Origin of the sequence: Pseudoalteromonas sp. SG45-5, assembly GCF_014164085.1 — a bacterium.
Taxonomy (GTDB): Bacteria; Pseudomonadota; Gammaproteobacteria; order Enterobacterales; family Alteromonadaceae; genus Pseudoalteromonas; species Pseudoalteromonas aliena.
This window is the reverse complement of the sequence record NZ_JACJEM010000012.1, coordinates 21553-39644: the sequence shown is the minus strand read 5'-3', so window position 1 is coordinate 39644 and position 18092 is coordinate 21553. Positions and strand designations below refer to the sequence as shown.

At 39.0% G+C, this 18092-nt stretch carries 17 protein-coding genes; 10 read left to right on the top strand and 7 right to left on the bottom strand.

All coding sequences use genetic code 11. The features are described 5' to 3' along the window. Window positions 1-3: 3 nt before the first annotated feature. Genes H5119_RS05535 through H5119_RS05525 form a run of 3 tightly spaced genes read left to right on the top strand, consistent with a single transcriptional unit; the run spans window position 4 to window position 2437 of the window. Window positions 4-690, top strand: coding sequence for an ABC transporter ATP-binding protein (locus H5119_RS05535; protein ID WP_077536062.1), 687 nt, complete (start codon window positions 4-6; stop codon window positions 688-690). Beyond that, a complete protein-coding gene (locus H5119_RS05530; protein WP_182701519.1) occupies window positions 687-1922 on the top strand; it encodes an ABC transporter permease in 1236 nt (411 codons plus the stop codon). The genes H5119_RS05535 and H5119_RS05530 overlap by 4 nt, the downstream gene beginning before the upstream one ends. Before the next feature lie 14 nt (window positions 1923-1936). Further along, window positions 1937-2437, top strand: a complete 501-nt coding sequence (locus H5119_RS05525) for a DUF3299 domain-containing protein (protein ID WP_182701518.1) — start codon at window positions 1937-1939, stop codon at window positions 2435-2437. A gap of 51 nt (window positions 2438-2488) precedes the next feature. On the opposite strand, the gene mutM is transcribed toward H5119_RS05525, so the two are convergent. Beyond that, the gene (gene mutM, locus H5119_RS05520; protein ID WP_182701517.1) at window positions 2489-3298 is read right to left on the bottom strand and encodes a bifunctional DNA-formamidopyrimidine glycosylase/DNA-(apurinic or apyrimidinic site) lyase; all 810 of its coding nucleotides are present in this window, start codon (window positions 3296-3298) and stop codon (window positions 2489-2491) included. Next, the gene (locus H5119_RS05515; protein WP_182701516.1) at window positions 3298-3813 is read right to left on the bottom strand and encodes a hypothetical protein; all 516 of its coding nucleotides are present in this window, start codon (window positions 3811-3813) and stop codon (window positions 3298-3300) included. Before H5119_RS05515 ends, mutM begins: the two co-directional genes overlap by 1 nt. A gap of 118 nt (window positions 3814-3931) precedes the next feature. Between H5119_RS05515 and H5119_RS05510 the strand changes: the two genes are divergently transcribed. Then, complete coding sequence (locus H5119_RS05510; protein ID WP_182701515.1) at window positions 3932-4858, top strand: manganese-dependent inorganic pyrophosphatase; 927 nt, start codon at window positions 3932-3934, stop codon at window positions 4856-4858. A 289-nt stretch (window positions 4859-5147) separates the two neighbouring features. On the opposite strand, the gene rpmG is transcribed toward H5119_RS05510, so the two are convergent. The 3 genes from rpmG to radC form a co-directional block, all read right to left on the bottom strand. Beyond that, window positions 5148-5303 (bottom strand): 50S ribosomal protein L33, encoded by a 156-nt coding sequence (gene rpmG, locus H5119_RS05505; protein WP_004335545.1) that lies wholly within the window; start codon window positions 5301-5303, stop codon window positions 5148-5150. An 11-nt stretch (window positions 5304-5314) separates the two neighbouring features. Continuing rightward, window positions 5315-5551, bottom strand: coding sequence for a 50S ribosomal protein L28 (gene rpmB / locus H5119_RS05500; RefSeq protein ID WP_004335549.1), 237 nt, complete (start codon window positions 5549-5551; stop codon window positions 5315-5317). A gap of 274 nt (window positions 5552-5825) precedes the next feature. Continuing rightward, on the bottom strand, window positions 5826-6500 hold the full coding sequence (radC, locus tag H5119_RS05495) for a DNA repair protein RadC (protein WP_077536068.1): 675 nt from the start codon (window positions 6498-6500) through the stop codon (window positions 5826-5828). 143 nt (window positions 6501-6643) lie between these two features. Here radC and coaBC point away from each other — a divergent pair, with 143 nt between their 5' ends. From coaBC to H5119_RS05470, 5 genes are all read left to right on the top strand, one after another. After that, window positions 6644-7837 carry a bifunctional phosphopantothenoylcysteine decarboxylase/phosphopantothenate--cysteine ligase CoaBC gene (coaBC, locus tag H5119_RS05490; protein ID WP_182701514.1) on the top strand — a complete coding sequence of 398 codons (1194 nt, stop codon included), beginning with the start codon at window positions 6644-6646 and terminating at the stop codon, window positions 7835-7837. A 111-nt stretch (window positions 7838-7948) separates the two neighbouring features. Further along, a complete protein-coding gene (slmA, locus tag H5119_RS05485) occupies window positions 7949-8536 on the top strand; it encodes a nucleoid occlusion factor SlmA (protein ID WP_077536070.1) in 588 nt (195 codons plus the stop codon). A 173-nt stretch (window positions 8537-8709) separates the two neighbouring features. Continuing rightward, complete coding sequence (locus tag H5119_RS05480) at window positions 8710-11484, top strand: prolyl oligopeptidase family serine peptidase (protein ID WP_182701513.1); 2775 nt, start codon at window positions 8710-8712, stop codon at window positions 11482-11484. Between the two features lie 257 nt (window positions 11485-11741). Then, the gene (locus tag H5119_RS05475) at window positions 11742-12752 is read left to right on the top strand and encodes a Fic family protein (protein ID WP_182701512.1); all 1011 of its coding nucleotides are present in this window, start codon (window positions 11742-11744) and stop codon (window positions 12750-12752) included. Between the two features lie 721 nt (window positions 12753-13473). After that, window positions 13474-14100 (top strand): hypothetical protein, encoded by a 627-nt coding sequence (locus H5119_RS05470; protein WP_182701511.1) that lies wholly within the window; start codon window positions 13474-13476, stop codon window positions 14098-14100. 112 nt (window positions 14101-14212) lie between these two features. On the opposite strand, the gene H5119_RS05465 is transcribed toward H5119_RS05470, so the two are convergent. Beyond that, window positions 14213-15397 (bottom strand): NAD(P)/FAD-dependent oxidoreductase, encoded by a 1185-nt coding sequence (locus tag H5119_RS05465; RefSeq protein ID WP_182701510.1) that lies wholly within the window; start codon window positions 15395-15397, stop codon window positions 14213-14215. A gap of 323 nt (window positions 15398-15720) precedes the next feature. Here H5119_RS05465 and H5119_RS05460 point away from each other — a divergent pair, with 323 nt between their 5' ends. Continuing rightward, entirely contained in the window at window positions 15721-17508 is a 1788-nt protein-coding gene (locus tag H5119_RS05460; RefSeq protein WP_182701509.1) for a S8 family peptidase, read from the top strand. An 86-nt stretch (window positions 17509-17594) separates the two neighbouring features. On the opposite strand, the gene H5119_RS05455 is transcribed toward H5119_RS05460, so the two are convergent. Further along, entirely contained in the window at window positions 17595-18068 is a 474-nt protein-coding gene (locus H5119_RS05455; protein ID WP_182701508.1) for a peroxiredoxin, read from the bottom strand. Between the last annotated feature and the right edge of the window lie 24 nt (window positions 18069-18092).

Here is an 18092-nt window from a genome sequence, read left to right as displayed (position 1 = left end):
ATAATGATCAACCTAAAAAACGTCACTTTTAAATGGCATAAAAATGATAACGCCCCCACGCTTAGCATCAGCGAATTAATTATAAAGAAAGGCCAACATGTTTTTTTACATGGCCCTAGTGGCTCTGGTAAATCAACGCTGCTTGCATTACTTGGGGGAATAAATACCGCCACCAGCGGCGATGTTGTAATATTAAGTCAAAATTTAAATACGCAAAGTAACACCAAGCGAGATGCATTTAGAGCGGATCATATTGGCACTATTTTTCAAAACTTTAATTTACTGCCTTATTTAACACCCCTCGAAAACGTGGTTTTAGGGTGTCAATTTTCTAAAATACGTCAGCGCCAAGCATTAAAACACTCCACTACTTTAACCAAAGAAGCCAAGCGCTTACTAAACGCACTTGGCTTAAGCGAGCAACAATATAATAAAAATGTTGCAGAGCTAAGCACAGGTCAACAGCAGCGTGTTGCCGCTGCCCGCGCTTTTATTGGCAGCCCAGAACTAATAATAGCGGACGAGCCTACATCTGCACTCGATACCCAAAACCGTGAAAGCTTTATTAAATTACTGTTTGAACAAGCCAAATACTCAAACAGTACTTTGATGTTTGTAAGCCATGATGAAAGTTTAAAACCGTTATTCGACCGCTCAGTTGATCTTATCAGCTTGCAGGAGCAGCTATGATCCTTGCTAAACTTGCTTACAAAAGCCTATTAAATCGTCGTACCAGTGTGCTTTTAACGCTCTTTACAATCGCCGTTAGTGTCATGTTACTGCTTAGCGTTGAGCGCATACGCATTGATGCCAAAAGTAGTTTTAGTAATACAATTTCGGGCACTGATTTAATTGTCGGCGCACGCACTGGCGATATACAATTACTGCTTTCCTCTGTCTTTAGAATTGGCCACACCAACAATAACGTAAGTTGGCAAAGCTATGAATATATAACAAGCCAGCGTGGTGTAAAATGGAGCATACCTATAAGCCTAGGCGACAGTCACAAAGGCCAAGCTGTACTGGGTACAACACTTGATTACTTTAGCCATTATCGTTTTGCAAAAAAGCAAAGCTTAAGCTTTAACAAGGGTCACACTTTTAATGCCATTAACGAGGTGGTACTCGGCAGTGATGTCGCAACTGCATTAGGGTATAAACTTAACGACTCTATTGCTATATCTCACGGCATGGGCAACACAAGCTTTCATCACCACGACGATAATCCGTTTAAAGTAGTAGGAATTTTAAATCCCACAGGAACACCCGTTGATAAAACGCTACATATACCGCTTGCAGCTATCGATTTAATTCACGGCAACAATTCTGGCGATGACCATGACGAACATAACAGCCTAATTGGCCATCCAAAGCAAATTACTGCGTTTTTAATGGGATTTAAATCGCCTTTATACACATTGCAAATTAGGCGCAATATAAATCAATATAAAAAAGAAGCACTGCTTGGCATTATGCCAACGGTCACACTTAAAGAATTATGGCAAATGCTCGCCATTGTAGAAAACGTACTGATGTTGTTTTCAGCCGTAATTGTGTTGGTAAGCTTACTTGGTATGCTAACCTCGCTGCTTGCCAACTTAAGTCAGCGTCGACGTGAGCTTGCCATATTACGCTCAGTAGGTGCTCGCCCATGGCAGTTATTTACGCTCATTAGTATCGAATCATTATTTACAACATTACTTGGTTGCATAGTGGGCTGTGCATTATATTACTTAGCGCTATTTACAGGCGGCTCTTATTTGCAAAGCCACGCTGGCATTAGCGTTAACATAGCCATGCTTTCTAGCTATGAACTTACACTTATCGGCGTTATTATGATTGCTGGCTTTATTATTGGCTTAATACCCGCTACACGCGCTTACTTTTATTCGCTCAGCGATGGCATGAGTATAAAAACATAATTATTAGGTAGTTTATGACTTTTTTCAAAACAACATTTTATTACAGCGCGCTAGTGTGCTTACTAATAAGCAGCTTTATAAGCAACGCAAACCCACCAAAAGAGATTTTTTGGGAAGACTTAATTCCTAAAAATCATGTACAAATAGACACACAAACTCAAGCTAATCACGACGGTAGTGAGCAAAACTGGGTGCAGCCCGATTTAGATGCCCCTATTGTAAAAGAGCTAAATGGACAATCGGTTAGCTTACCTGGCTTTGTTGTGCCGCTTGAGGGTGACAGCGAAGTCATTACCGAGTTTTTACTGGTACCGTACTTTGGCGCTTGCATACACGTTCCGCCGCCACCACCTAATCAAATAGTGCATGTAACAATTAAAGGCGGTGTCCCTATTGAAAGCCTATACGACGCAATTGTGGTCACAGGAATAATAAGCACTGAATCATGGTCAGGAGAGATAGCCCAAACAGGCTATAAAATCAAAGCAGTAGGTGTTGCACCGTTCGAACTTTAAAATATACGGTCAATCGAATTAAATTGACCGTATATTTTAAATTCAAGTAATCTACTTTTGGCAGTTTGAGCAAAAAATAGTACTGCGCTGCCCCAATCTAATTTCTTCTAATTCGTTTTCACACGTCATGCACCGTTTTCCTTTGCGTCCATAAACTAATAACTCTTGAGCAAAGTAACCTGGCTTTCCATCGCTTTGTGCAAAATCTTTAAGCGTTGTTCCACCTTGTTTTATGGCCGCAGCAAGCGTGTCTTTTATAATAGGGATAAGTGCCTGATAATGCTTTAGTGATACTTTGCCAGCCTCTCGTTTGGGATGAATACCGGCTTTAAAGAGTGATTCATTCGCGTAAATATTACCGACTCCAACAACCACAGCGTTATCCATAATAAACTGCTTTACGGGCACTTTTTTATTGCGCGATTGTTCGTACACGCGTTTAGCAAAAAAATCATCAGTAAGCGGCTCAGGACCAAGCTTAGAAAGCAGCTTGTGTACCTCTCCTAGCTCTTGCCATAAGCAGCAACCAAAACGACGAGGATCGTTTAAACGCAGCGCCTTACCATTACCAAAAATAAACTCAACATGGTCGTGCTTTTTTAATGGTTCAGCTTTATCTACTACACGTAAATTACCCGACATTCCCAAATGCAAAATAGTACTACCAAGTTGGCAATGTAACAGTAAGTATTTAGCTCGTCGTTCAATGCTTGTTACGGTTAAGCCTTCTAGTTGATAAACATCATCAGGCACTGGCCAACGCATACTGGCATTGTAAATGTTCACCTTAGTAACAACTTGGTTCTGTATATGGGGAGTGATCCCCATTCGGCTCACTTCTACCTCTGGTAACTCAGGCATTAATTAGACTCACTTTGTGAAAAATCAAAACTAGGAAATAACTGCTTCGCAGTCGCTAAATCAAGCTTAAGTACTCGTTGGCTACTTTTTTCAAGTAAGTAATAATGCGCATTATCTTTATACAACAAATAAATCCATGGCAAACTCTCCCCTGCTAACTCAAATGTAGCGACATATAAAGGCGCTCTAGGACTAAACACAACCGACTCATTAATATTTATAAGCTCAATACTTTGCCAACGGTTGATAAGCTCACCAAGCTGCTGTTCAGACGGCAGCCAACGAAGAGATACGTCATTTTGTAACGCAGTTGTACGCCAACTAGTGCCAATTCGTTCAATTTTTTGATCGACAAACTTAAGGGTCAAAACAAAACTCTGCACTGGCAATAACGGCTGCATTGATGGCGCATCGATATTGCTAAAAAGTTGTTTATGCCAGCCATTTAAAAAGAAGATCATAATCAACATCGAAAATATAATAACGTTGTTCCAACCTTTGCGGCCCAGTCGCATATTTACACACCCAATTAATTCAAGAATTTAAAGTGTAACTAAAACTTAATTGCACTGTCTATATGTTAAACCCTACATACTTTGTTAGAATATCGGCAAATTTATAGGAGTTCCGTCAATGTCTATGTATGTAGTGGGCCATAAAATCCCAGATTCAGATTCTATTTGTGGTGCAATTGCACTCGCGTATTTAAAAAACCAAATCGATGAGCCAGCAATTCCAACACGTCTTGGTGAAATTTCACCAGAAACGCAGTTTATCCTTGATAAATTTGGTTTCGAAGCACCAGAGCTAAAATTAAGCTACGCTGGTGAAGATGTTTACATTGTGGATCACACAGAAAAAACACAAGCACCCGATGATATCGACCAAGCTCGCGTTGTTGGCGTGGTAGATCACCATAAGCTAGGTGACTTAACATCATCGACTCCGCTTGAATGCTGGATCCGCCCTGTTGGTTGTTCAAACACCATTATTAAAATGATGTACGACTTTTACAGTGTAGAAATCCCAAAAGACATCGCTGGTATTATGCTATGCGCTATTTTAAGCGACACCGTAATATTTAAATCGCCAACATGTACCACAGCCGACATTAAATGCGTTGAAGCCCTAGCAAAAATTGCAGGCATTGAGGATTTTAAAGAGCTTGGCATGGATATGTTTCGCGTTAAGTCTGCTGTAGAAAACACACCAGCGCGTGACTTAGTGATGCGTGACTTTAAAGATTTCAACATGAACGGTAATTTAGTCGGCATTGGCCAGCTAGAAGTAATCGACCTTGCTGTTTTTGATGATATTAAAGCAGATCTTGCTGCTGATATTGCTAAGCTAAAGCAAGAGGGCAATCGCCATTCTGTATTTTTACTGCTTACCGATATCATGAAAGAAGGCTCAGAAATGCTAATTGTATCTGACGATGCAAACTTAGTTGAGCAAGCTTATGGTGTAAAACCAGAAAATGATAAAGTATGGTTAGATGGTGTACTGAGTCGTAAAAAGCAAGTTGTGCCACCATTACAAGATGCGTTCACAAAAATCTAATAATGTTTTCATTAATTGATTTAAAAGCCTTGTTGGTTATGCCAACGAGGCTTTTTTATATTATACCAATTGCATTAAATTAGTGATCTATTATAGCGATAAGAAAATAGTGCAATAACAAGGCTAAAATTATGATACATAGTTGTTCTATATAAATAATTTTTAACGTCGTTAGTGAGTTGTTTAATACGCTAGAATGATCATGTTTTTAATAAAATTGGTATAATCATAATTTAAACAATAAAAAACCCAGCCTAGGCTGGGTTTTTAAATTCTAAAAGAACTAAAATTACTTAATTTTAGCTTCTTTAAAAAGAACATGTTTACGAATCTTTGGATCAAACTTTTTGATTTCCATCTTCTCAGGCATGTTACGTTTGTTTTTGTCAGTAGTGTAGAAAAAACCAGTACCGGCAGTTGAAACTAAACGGATTTTATCGCGCATGATTCAGATCCTTAAACTTTAACGCCGCGAGCACGGATTTCTGTAAGAACCGTGTCGATGCCTTTTTTATCGATAATACGCATACCTTTAGTAGTAGTGCGTAATGTTACAAAACGTTTTTCACTTTCAACCCAAAAACGGTGTGTTTGTAGGTTAGGTAGGAAACGACGTCTAGTCGCGTTTCTCGCGTGTGAACGGTGATTACCAACCGCTGGACGCTTACCTGTAACTTGACATACTTTAGACATGTCTATATATCTCCAATAACTTCGCTCGAGCTTAATTTAATCTAAGGCCGTGTATTTTCGCCCTAGAGATAAATCGAAGGGCGCTCTTTATACAGCTTTTACAGGCAAAGATCAAACACTGATCTATCCAATCAGCTCATATATGTAAATTTGATAGCGGCTAATTATAAAGATCGAATGCCCTTAGGGAAAGTAAAAACTGCATTTAAATTAAACTAATTTGCTAAAACTCGTTAAACAGCTCATTTTTAACACACTTCTGTGCCTAACAAAGCTAAATAAGGCCTCGCTCAGCAAAAGAAACACAGGTTTCCCCACCCACAATGATGTGATCAAGCACACTTATGTCTACCAATTGCAGTGCTTGTTGTAATTTATTGGTTATAAGTTTGTCAGCTTGGCTAGGTTCTGCAATACCACTTGGGTGATTATGTGCAAAAATAACTGCCGCAGCATTGTTTTTAAGCGCCGCCTTTACCACCTCTCGCGGATAAACACTGGCTGAATTAATCGTACCGTAAAAAAGAATTTCATCTTTCACTAATCTATTTTGGCTGTCGAGGTATAACACCATAAACACTTCTTGTTGCAAGCCACGCATTTGAAGAGTGAGATAGTCGTAAACCGAGTTTGGCGAATTAAACACAGCGTCTCGCTGGCAACGTTCCTGCATATATCGCTGGCTTAATTCAAGAACTGCTTGTAGCTGCACATACTTTGCGGTCCCTAACCCCTTTTGAGAACAAAACTCCTCAATACTGGCATTAAACAAGTTATGCAGTGTTTTATTTTCATTAAGTAAATGCTGAGCCAACTCGATTACGTTCATACCAGGTAAGCCAGTGCGTAAAAAAATAGCCAGCAACTCTGCATCTGTTAATGCTTTGGCTCCTTTAGCAATGAGCTTTTCACGTGGGCGAAGTGAATTTGGTAGCGATGTTAATTGCATTATTCATCCTTGCTGAGCAAAAGTGTCTTTTAACTGTAATGCAAATTTTTAAATTAGCCTGATAATTTCAAATTAAAAACTTAGCTGTACAGGTAAAGATTTGTTATTTTAGCCACAATATTAAATAAGGCTTATAGACAACCATGATTGATTTAACCAATAAAAAAATTGTACTGGGTATTACCGGCGGTATTGCAGCTTATAAATGCGCCGAATTAGTTAGACGATTAAAAGACCATGGTTGTGAAGTTAAAGTGGTAATGACCGAATCGGCCAAGCACTTTATAACCCCCTTAACAATGCAAGCGGTAAGTGGTGAAATAGTATCAGACTCATTGCTCGACCCCTCTGCTGAAGCGGCAATGGGCCATATAGAGTTTGCAAAATGGGCTGATCTAATTTTAGTCGCACCCGCAACCTGTAACATTATTGCTAAAATGGCGACCGGTATTGCCGATGACTTATTAACAACGTTACTGCTAGCTACACCAGCTAAAGTAGCCGTTGCGCCAGCTATGAACCAACAAATGTATGCACACCCTGCAACGCAAGCTAATTTAGCAACGTTAAAAGCACGTAACATACTTATTTGGGGCCCAGGTAAAGGAGAACAAGCCTGTGGTGATGTAGGCGCTGGTCGCATGCTAGAACCTCATGAACTTGTTGAGTTATGCATTGCGAAAGAGCAACCACAGTTACTTTTGGGTAAAACAATTACCATAACAGCAGGGCCAACACGTGAGCCACTTGATCCGGTTCGTTTTATATCAAATCACAGCTCAGGAAAAATGGGCTATGCACTCGCACAAGCCGCTTTATTGCTTGGCGCAAAAGTGAATTTAATTTCAGGCCCCGTTAATATTAAGCCGCCAACTGGCGTAAACTTAATTAATATACAAAGCGCTGAGCAACTACTCGCAGAGTCACTTACTTACGCTCCACAATCAGATGCATTTATTGGCTGCGCTGCCGTTGCCGATTACCGGGCTGCGAATGCTGCGACTCAAAAAATGAAAAAACAAGGTGACGAACTTACCCTCACCTTAGTAAAAAACCCTGATGTGATTGCAGCAGTTGCAGGCCTTACTCAAAATCGCCCTTACACGGTCGGCTTTGCCGCTGAAACACAAAATGTAGAAAACTACGCTAAAGGCAAACTCAAAAACAAAAATCTCGACATGATTTGTGCTAACGATGTATCGCAAAGTGGCTTGGGGTTTAATTCTGATCAAAATGCGCTAACGCTTTATTGGCATAATGAGCAGTTAGAATTAGCGCAAAGCAGTAAAGTAGAAATTGCCCGCAAAGTGATCGAGCAACTCGCTAAACACCTATAAAAAGGCTGGAAACAAACTGAATAAAACATTAACATAAGCCATTCATTTGAACAAAAAATGACTAGGGTCCTTAACTGTGCCACTAAGAAATAACTAAAAAAAGGAATGTTCATGCCTGCGACAAAAAAAAGCAATCGCAAAGAGCAAATACTGCAAGCACTCGCACAAATGTTAGAAACCAGCCTAGGACAACGTATCACCACAGCTAAGTTAGCCGCTGAAGTAGGCGTATCGGAAGCCGCGCTGTACCGTCATTTTCCTAGCAAAGCACGTATGTTTGAAGGCCTGATAGAGTTTATTGAAGACACTCTTTTATCGCGCATAAACCTTATTTTAGAAAATGAAAAAGAAAGCCAAACTCGCATTTATAATATTTTGTTATTACTTTTAACATTCGCTGAAAAAAACCCAGGCATAACCCGTATTTTAACGGGCGATGCCTTGCAAGGTGAGCAAGAGCGCTTACGCGAACGAGTGCAGAGCTTTTTTGAAAAACTCGAAACCCAGTTTAAGCAAGTATTACGTGAGCGAAAACTACGCGAAGGTAGAAATTTTCAAAGCGATGAACTGACACTTGCAAATTTTTTACTTGCTTATGTTGAAGGTAAAATGAACCAATTTGTACGCAGCGACTTTAAAGCAAAACCAAGCACTCAATTTGAAAAGCAATGGCCAGAGTTACAAAAAATCTGGCTTTAACTACGACTCTTTGCCAAATTAAATTTATAATTAGCAGATACAAAAAGCGACCTTTTGGTCGTTTTTTTGTATCCGCATGTTACTCATCGTCCCTGCTTGCTATTTATCTGATCTACTCGAAATATTAATCAAACTCGTTACACTAAATAAATGTTAAAAAATGAGAACCTATAATGAAAACAAAGCTCACCTTATTAAGTTCTGCGCTTATTATTAGCTTAACGAGCACAGCTATAAACGCCAAAGACGCATTGCAATTTAAAGATATATTTAATTTTAAATCAGCTAAAAGTACTCAGCTATCTGAAGATGGGAGTATTTTGTCACTCAGTGCAACGCCTTATCGTGGTAATGCCACTGGCCAAGTTTACTCACTGAGCAGTAATAGTTTAATTGGCGAAGTTGAGCGAGGTACTAAACCCGTTATAAATAAAGCTGCAAATTGGGTCGCATTTACGCAAGTACCTACTTTGCTTGAAAAAGAAACCAGCAAGAAAAAAGACACACTAAAAAATAATGTCGTACTCGTAAACACACTATCAGGCGAACAACAAAGCTTTGCTGATGTTAAAGATTATAAACTGTCAGACGACGGTGCTTGGCTTGCTTATCGTTTAAATAAAGCCGCTGATAAAGAAGATGACGAAAAAGAAAAAAGTGAAAGCACTGGCGACATTAAAGACGAGAGCGCAATTTCACCAGATAAAAAAGATAAAACTTACTCACTCGTTATTATAAATTTAGCCGATAAACGCAGCCACACAATAGAAAACGTATTTAGCTATGATATTAGCGCGACTAACGATCAATTACTGGTTAGCCAAAGTTACAGTGATGGCAATAATAATCAAATAGCGCTTATAAACTTAAATAACTTTCAAAGCACAACCTTAATAGATGAGCCTGGCGTAGTAGCCAGTAAAATAGCTTGGCATCCAACAAATACGAGTGTTGCGTTTACTGTAGGAAATTACGTCAATGACGATACACGCCGCCGCAACTACAGTTTACAGCTATGGAAAAACGAACTTCTTTCAACAATAAGCTCGCCAAATAAAGATTGGACAATAGGTAAAACAGCCACGCTAACATGGTCTGAAAACGGCGAACGCTTATATTTTGAGAATCATCCAAAACTCGCAGCGAAAGTAAAAGCAAGAGAATACACTGACGAAGCATCACTTTACGATTTTGATACCATACGTGAACACAAAGGTTTAAATGTATGGCATAACAACGATGCACAAATAAAGCCGCGCGAAGAGCAACAATGGGACGAAGTTAATAAAACTCGCCATTACAGCGCGGTGTACCACGTTAATTCACAAAAAGCGGTACAGCTAAGTACCACTAATATGCCTGAGGTTGCACTAAACTCTGAGCGAGATGTGTCTTTACTTGGCTCATCTAACATCCCCTACCTAGAAAAAATAATGTACGGCGGTTTTTTTGCAGACTACTTTGCTGTAAATATAAATACAGGCAAGCAAACAGCTATTATTAATGACTACCCATTTAGGCCAAGCCTTGCACCTAATGGTGAGTTTGCCGCTTACTTTAGCAATAGCCAAATACAGCTTAAAGATTTAAAGAACAATCAAGTAGCCTCACTGACTAAAGCAATTCAGGCCACCTTTGCTGACGATAAACATGACTACCCTTCAACTCAGCCAGGCTATGGCTTTGCCGGCTGGATGCAAGACAGCAGCCAAGTACTTGCTTACAGCAAATACGATATCTGGGCATTTGACGTACAAACTAAGCAAGCAACCCGTTTAACCGATGGAAAACAAAGTAATACGCAATATCGCGTTGTTAAGCTTGATAAAGACCAAATTGGCTTTAAAAAAGCAGACACCCTGCTTTTATCTGCTATAAACCTACAGACTAAGCAAAGCGAAGTTGCAAAACTCGACTTAACTACAAATACGATCACCAAAGTACTGAGTGGACAAAAACGCTTTGAGCTGGTCAAAAAAGCTAAAAATGCCGACAAGTACGTGTTTACCTCGCAAACTTACAGTCAATTTCCTGATTTCTATCACACTGACTTTAGTTTTAGTGCACCAAAAAAAGTAACGACATTAAACCCACAAATTAATGATTTTGCTTGGGGTGAAAAGCCAGAACTAATAAGCTACAAAGGCTTTGATGGCGAAGACTTGCAAGGCGTGCTTATAAAACCAGCAGGCTATAAAAAAGGTGATAAAGTCCCTGTTGTTGTGTACTTTTACCGTTATATGAGCCAGCGCATGTTTGATTTTCCAAAAATGGAATTAAACCATCGCCCTAACTTCCCTATGTTCACATCAAACGGTTATGCAATATTTTTACCTGATATTCGTTTTGAAATAGGCCACCCAGGCAAATCATCAACACAAACCATGATTAATGCCACCCAAAAGCTAATCGACTTAGGGATTGCTGATCCAAATAAAATAGGTTTACAAGGCCACTCATGGGCGGGTTATCAAAGCGCCTTTATGATCACCCAAACTGATATGTTTAAAGCCGTTGTGTCAGGGGCTCCTGTATCTAACATGACCAGTGCTTACAGTGGTATTCGCCTTAAATCGGGCCTTGCACGTCAATTTCAATACGAAACAGGGCAAAGCCGTATTGGCAAAAACTTATTTGAAGCACCAGAGCTTTACATTGAAAACTCACCGGTGTTTTTTGCAGATAAAGTAAACACTCCCATCTTAATTATGTTTGGTGATAAAGATGATGCTGTTCCATGGCACGAAGGCGTACAGTATTATTTAGCACTACGCCGCGCAGGCAAAGACGCCACCTTTTTACAATATGAAGGTGAACCGCACCACTTGAAAAAATTCCCTAATCAGGTCGACTTTTCAGTGCGTATGATGCAGTACTTTGATCATCATTTAAAAGGCAAGCCTGCCGCCAAATGGATAACTGAAGGAGAAGCATTTATTGAAGAATAAATGCAGTTACTTATTGTTAGCAATCGTGTGTTTGGTTTTAAAGTAATTTTGTATTGTTATTAACAATCATAAAAACACGCCATTTTGAGCCCTCTTTGTAAAGAGGGCTATTTACCTTATAAATACTTAATAAAAACATAGGATAGATGTAAGGCTTTACTCTTTATTAATAATTTTAAATTATACCAATAGCGCTGACTTTTAAGTTTGATTAGCGTATCTTATAGATCGAATTAAAGCTTAAAATTTATTATTTCATGAGTCATTTTCAACCTCCCTTTACGATTACAGCAAAAATTATTCACTATATTTCTGATATTGCCGAAGCCCTTGGTAAGTTGTCTGTTTTTTATAATAAAAACGACATACATCAAGACCGCGAAAACATTGTCAAAAATCAGATTCAAAACACTCTTGCTATTGAAGGCAGTGATTTAACCAGCCCGCATATAAATACACCACATCGTGATGACGGCCATTTGATGGCTGAAATCGCCCAAGAAAAAAACGACATAGCTAACACCTATAATCAATTAGAAAATTGGGATACAAACCTTTGCAATGACTTTTTAAGTGCGCATAAAACCCTCATGCTATCGCGAGGAAGTAATGCGGGTCATTATCGAACCAGCAATGTCGATAAAGGTAAAAGATTGCAAATGGCTCCACAAGCTCTGCATATTCCACAAATGATGGGAGAGCTGTTTAGTTGGCTTGCTAGCTCAAACCAACATCCTCTTATAAAAAGCTCGGTGTTTCACTATGAGCTTAAATTTATACATCCCTTTGTTGATGGTAATAGCCGGATTGGGTGTATTTGGCAAACTCAAATGCTAAAGCAATGGAACCCATTATTTGCTCTAATGCCAATAGAGGGCATCGTCGCGACAAGTGAAGAACAATACCGCACAGCAATAAGTAACAGTACCGAAACAGGTGACTCTTGCGCCTTTATAGAATACATACTAGAAAACGTTTTATGTGCAGTTTTAACATTTAATGATTCATTATCAGACAAAAAACCAACCCCCCAACAAAACCCCACAACAGCAAAAACCCAACAAACCCCACAAGTTAAAGCCTTAATAAACGTACTATCCCAAGCGGGTGATTCTTTAAATCGAAAGCAATTACAAGTAAAACTAAATTTAAAAGACAGAAAGCATTTTAGAGAGCGTTACCTAAAACCAGCTATAGATGCCGCGCTAATTGAGATGACAATACCTGATAAGCCAAACAGCAAATTGCAAAAGTACAGGTTAGTTTAATAAACATAAGCATTTAAATAATGCAGCCATAAGCGCCAGCAATAGTTTGTTTTAAGTGATAAAACGTGAAAGAACAAAGATGATTTATAGCATATACCAAGGCATGAAATGAGAACGTAATGAATAATCTAATCCGCCAGTACAACCGATAGTTTAATAAAAATCACATTACTGGCGGTAAAAATAACAACAAAAATACGCTAAGATACAAAGTTCAATGTGCTTACAATCCACCTAATTTCACTTAGACTGACTATATTATGACTTCGATATGTTGAATACTAATCAAACAAAGTTAAGCTGTTCACCTCTGTATAAAAGTACACATATGTTCAGCGACAATAAAATTAACCCGTAACAATATGTATAATAATACCTCACAGCCACTGTGAATTTTATAAACCCTATAATACTAAGGATAATGTAAAAATAAACGTTTCTAAATTTTAACTCAAACTAGTCTTACTATTCATGATCTCCCCTGCTGTAATACTCTGTAATACCATCACAAAAATTCCTTCTATAAAGTGTTTATTTCCGTGAAACTAAACGGACTTATAATTCAACATAACGATAGGAAGAGCAGTGTGGAATTATAATGGTAATCCTTCCTAAAAAAGAAGAATATATAAAACAACTCATGAATTACGGGCAATCAGAAGTGCTGGTGGCTGCATAACAATAGTGCTTAATACTTGAACTTAAAAAGAGAAAATACAAAATGTCTCAAGAAATAATTAAATTAAACTTTATCAACCGCTCTAGCGATATAAATAACAGTGAAGTGGTTATTTTCCAAAAAAACATCGCGGAAACTTTTGACGAACTAGCTGTTGCTTGGCGAGTTATTCAAAATTGTGGCCGTAACGATAACCACCCTTTTAATTATTCGTTGCAATTTCAAGTTTGTGCAAGTGATTCATATGGTAACTATTCACCAGAATTGAATGCCTATGAAGGTCAATCCTTTGAAATGGTCAAAGATACCTCTGGTGATGTGTTGCAATTATCGTCAACACCTGCAGTATCTCCACAGGAAGTTGAAATTAAAAACAATTTAAGTACTCGTGCAATCAGTGGCAACATCTATCGCGACGGTAAATTACTCGCGACAAAAACTAATCTTGTACCTAGTCAAAAAGGGGGATTCCAATTTAAGCCAAGTATTTTTATTGGTGTTGCCTCTCAAGTCGAAGAAGGTGAAGTAATAAATTCAGCAATTATTCAACAAATAAATACCGAAATTAACCTCTTTGGTATTAAAAATGCTGACATTGTGATGACTGGCGGTGGTTCAGGGCCTAATGCAGCGGCATTTAGCTTTCATTTAGAAAACATTAATAGATAGCCTGCAACATCATCCAAATGTTGCAGGCTATTTATTTAGCCTCAACATTTTTATTTTTACACTTATGTGCAGCGACAATAAAGTTTGTAACTTTAGAATGATGGCTTAACCGCTAACAATACTGCCCTGCTGCGAAACCACAGCTCCACGCATACTGAAAGTTGTAGCCCCCCAACCAACCCGTTACATCGGTTACTTCGCCTATAAAGTATAGGCCTTTAGCTTTTTTAGCTTCAAACGTTTTAGAGCTTAGCTCGCCAGTGTCTACACCACCGAGTGTAACTTCTGCTGTTCTATATCCTTCTGTGCCATTGGGTTTAATTTGCCAAGCGTGAATGTAATTTACTAACTCATCTATTTGAGCATGTGTAAGCTGATTAATATTACAATCTGGTATTGCTTTGCTTTCGTGCAGTATTTCTATAAAGCGTTTAGGTAAAATAGTTGCAAGGCTGTTTTTTAACGACTTTTGGGCTTGCGTTTCTCGCCAATTGGCAAGTTGCTGTCTTAAGTCTATTTCAGGTAGTAAGTTTATAGTTACAGCTTGCCCTGCTCGCCAAAATGAGCTGATTTGTAGTATTGCAGGTCCCGATAATCCACGATGCGTAAAAAGAATATTTTCTTTAAATACAGTGCCGTCTTCGCTTGAAACGTCACATGGGATACTAATTCCCGAAAGCCCTTCAAAGCGATCTTTATCGTGCTGATGCAAAGTAAATGGCACAAGTGCAGCCATTGTTGGCAATACATTTAACCCAAACTGCTCAGCAACTTTATAGCCAATGGGGGTTGCACCTAGTTTAGGCATCGTTAAACCACCCGATGCAATGACTAACGACTCACAGTAAAGCGTTTCTTGCTCGGTCACTACGCAGTAACCATTATCAGTTTTTGATACGCTGATCACTTCGTTACGTAACTTGATATTTACCCCAGCCCATTCACATTCGGTCAGTAAAATATCAACAATGTCTTGTGCGTTATTATCACAAAACAGCTGGCCAAGAGTTTTGTGGTGATAAGCCAAACCATGTCTGTCCACCAGCTCAATAAAATCATGCTGAGTATAGCGACTTAAACATGATTTAACAAAATGTGCATTACTGCATAAGTAGTTATCTGGACTCGCATTTTCATTTGTAAAATTACAACGCCCACCACCACTTATTAAAATTTTACGACCGGGTTTTTTACCCATATCAAGTACAGTAACGCTTCGACCTCGGTACCCAGCTTGTGCCGCACACATTAATCCGGCAGCTCCCGCGCCTATTACTATTACATCTACTTGGGCCATTAATTTATCTCACTAAAAATTTTTTTCGATTATAGCAAATTTAAACATGTCCAACGTATCGAATTGATTATTAGTAATTACACAACAAATTAAATGTATTTAACTCACTAAAAGCAAAAAAGTATAAATAAACAGCACTTTTAAACTATTAAAAAGAGTATTAAAACAACAAAATGACTATAAAAGCACTGTAAACTCTCGTTATAACCAAATTAAACAGGTACATAATGAAATGATATTTTAACTTAATTAACAGATCGTTTACTTTAATTCCCTTCTCGCAGGTTTAGTCTGCGTAAAAGTTAATAACACTAGGGATAATTATGACAACAACTAAAATCTTTAAAAAATGCGTTATTGCATTAACAGTAAGTACAATCTTTACAGCAACATCAAGTATGGCTAATCCTGCTCAAGCGCTTGCGCCTTCAATGGCTGAAACATCAGCAAAGTTACAAAACCAAAATAGCGCTGAAACACAGTTCATTATTAAATATCAACATAACACTAATGACATGGTAAATATTTCATCTGAAAATACCAATTCTGCAAGTATGAATAAGCGAGCACAAAATTTTGTTAAAAGCTTCTCTTCCAAAAATGGGAAAGTAAAGGGCAAATATGTACGCGCTATGGCACTTAGTAACCACCATGTAGTACGTGCAGATAAAAAACTCAACGCAGAAGAAGCACAAGAGTTTATGCAAGAGCTAGTTGGCTCAGGTAATGTTGAGTATATTGAAGTTGATCAAATGTTACAGCCGTTTTCGACACCTAATGATCCGCGTTTTGATGATCAATGGCATTATTATGAGCAAGCAGGTGGCCTAAATTTACCTACCGCTTGGGATAGCGCAACAGGCAATGGTGTGGTTGTGGCAGTACTTGATACAGGTTATCGCCCTCATGCTGATTTAAACGCAAACCTTTTACAAGGTTACGATATGATTTCAAATCTATCGGTCGCAAATGACGGTGGTGGTCGTGATAGCGATGCTCGCGACCCTGGTGATGCGGTTGCAACAAATGAATGTGGCACTAATGATGCTAAGAGCTCTAGCTGGCATGGTACTCATGTAGCCGGCACCGTTGCCGCAGTTACTAATAATGGTGAAGGTGTTGCAGGTGTTGCTTACGACGCCAAAGTAGTACCAGTGCGTGTATTAGGTAAATGTGGTGGTTTAACTTCTGATATTGCTGATGGTATTATTTGGGCCGCTGGCGGTAATGTATCTGGCGTGCCAGCAAACGCTAACCCTGCCGATGTTATTAACATGAGTTTAGGTGGCAGCGGGTCATGTAGCTCTACGACTCAAAGCGCAATTAATGCGGCACGAAGCAACGGCGCAGTGGTTGTTATTGCCGCAGGTAACGACAATGATAATTCAGCAAACTACAACCCAGGTAACTGTAATGGTGTAATAAATGTTGCTGCTGTAGGTCGCAGCGGTGGTCGCGCATATTACTCTAATTACGGAAGCAATATTGATGTTGCAGCACCTGGCGGCGCGCAAAGTTTTGCAAACGACTCAGAAGGTGTTTTATCTACCTACAATACAGGTTCATCAAGCCCTTCACGCGACAGCTATAGTTATTCGCAAGGCACATCAATGGCTGCACCACATGTAGCGGGTGTTGCTGCACTTATTAAACAAGCTAAGCCTAATGCGACGCCTGATGAAATAGAAAATATTTTAAAATCAACAACCCGCTCATTCCCTGCAAGCTGTACTAACTGTGGTACAGGTATTGTTGATGCGGCCGCCGCCGTTGCAGCTGCTGGCGGAGCAGATACGACTAAACCGGAAGCTGGTGGTGGCTCTGTAAGTGATGTAAATATTAGTGCAGGTCAATGGAAACATTACACATTAGATGTCCCTGCTAACATGTCTACATTTACAGTAACAACCTCAGGCGGTAGTGGAGATGCTGATTTACATGTTAAATTTGGTAGCCAGCCAACAGCCTCAAGTTATGACTGTCGCCCGTATGAAGATGGTAATGAAGAAACATGTACATTTAGCAGCCCGCAAGCCGGTAAATGGCATATCAGCATTAACGCATACAGTCGCGTTTCTGGTTTAACAATTAGCGGCCAATATAAGCCATAAATAATTAAAAAATAACATTATAAAAAGAAAACCCCGATTGTTAAAGTCGGGGTTTTATATCACTTAAATACATGAAATATTTAAATTTATAGTTTTTCTAGAATAGCTTCTGCACGGCTAACAGCAAATTCTTTGTCTTGCTCTACAAACAAACCCATTACGACGCTATTTTCAACTATCATAGCGTAACGCATCGAACGGATCCCACCAAAACCAGCCGTATCTTTATCAAGCCCTAATGCCTTAGTAAAACTAGCATCGCCATCACCTAGCATTAAAATTTCTTCTGCATTTTGTGAATCTCCCCATGCTTTCATTACAAATGCGTCGTTTACTGATACACAATAAATGGCATCAACGCCCTTTGCTTTAATTTTATCTGCAAACGTTATAAATTCAGGCAAGTGGGCATTAGAACAAGTGGGTGTAAATGCACCTGGCACCGCAAATAACACGACTTTTTTACCTTCAAATAAGTCATTGTTAGTCAGCGTTTTCATACCATCATCGGTTAACTGCGACAGAGTAATTGCAGGGAGTACTTGGCCTTGTTCAATCATCATAAATCCTTAAAAAATTGTAGT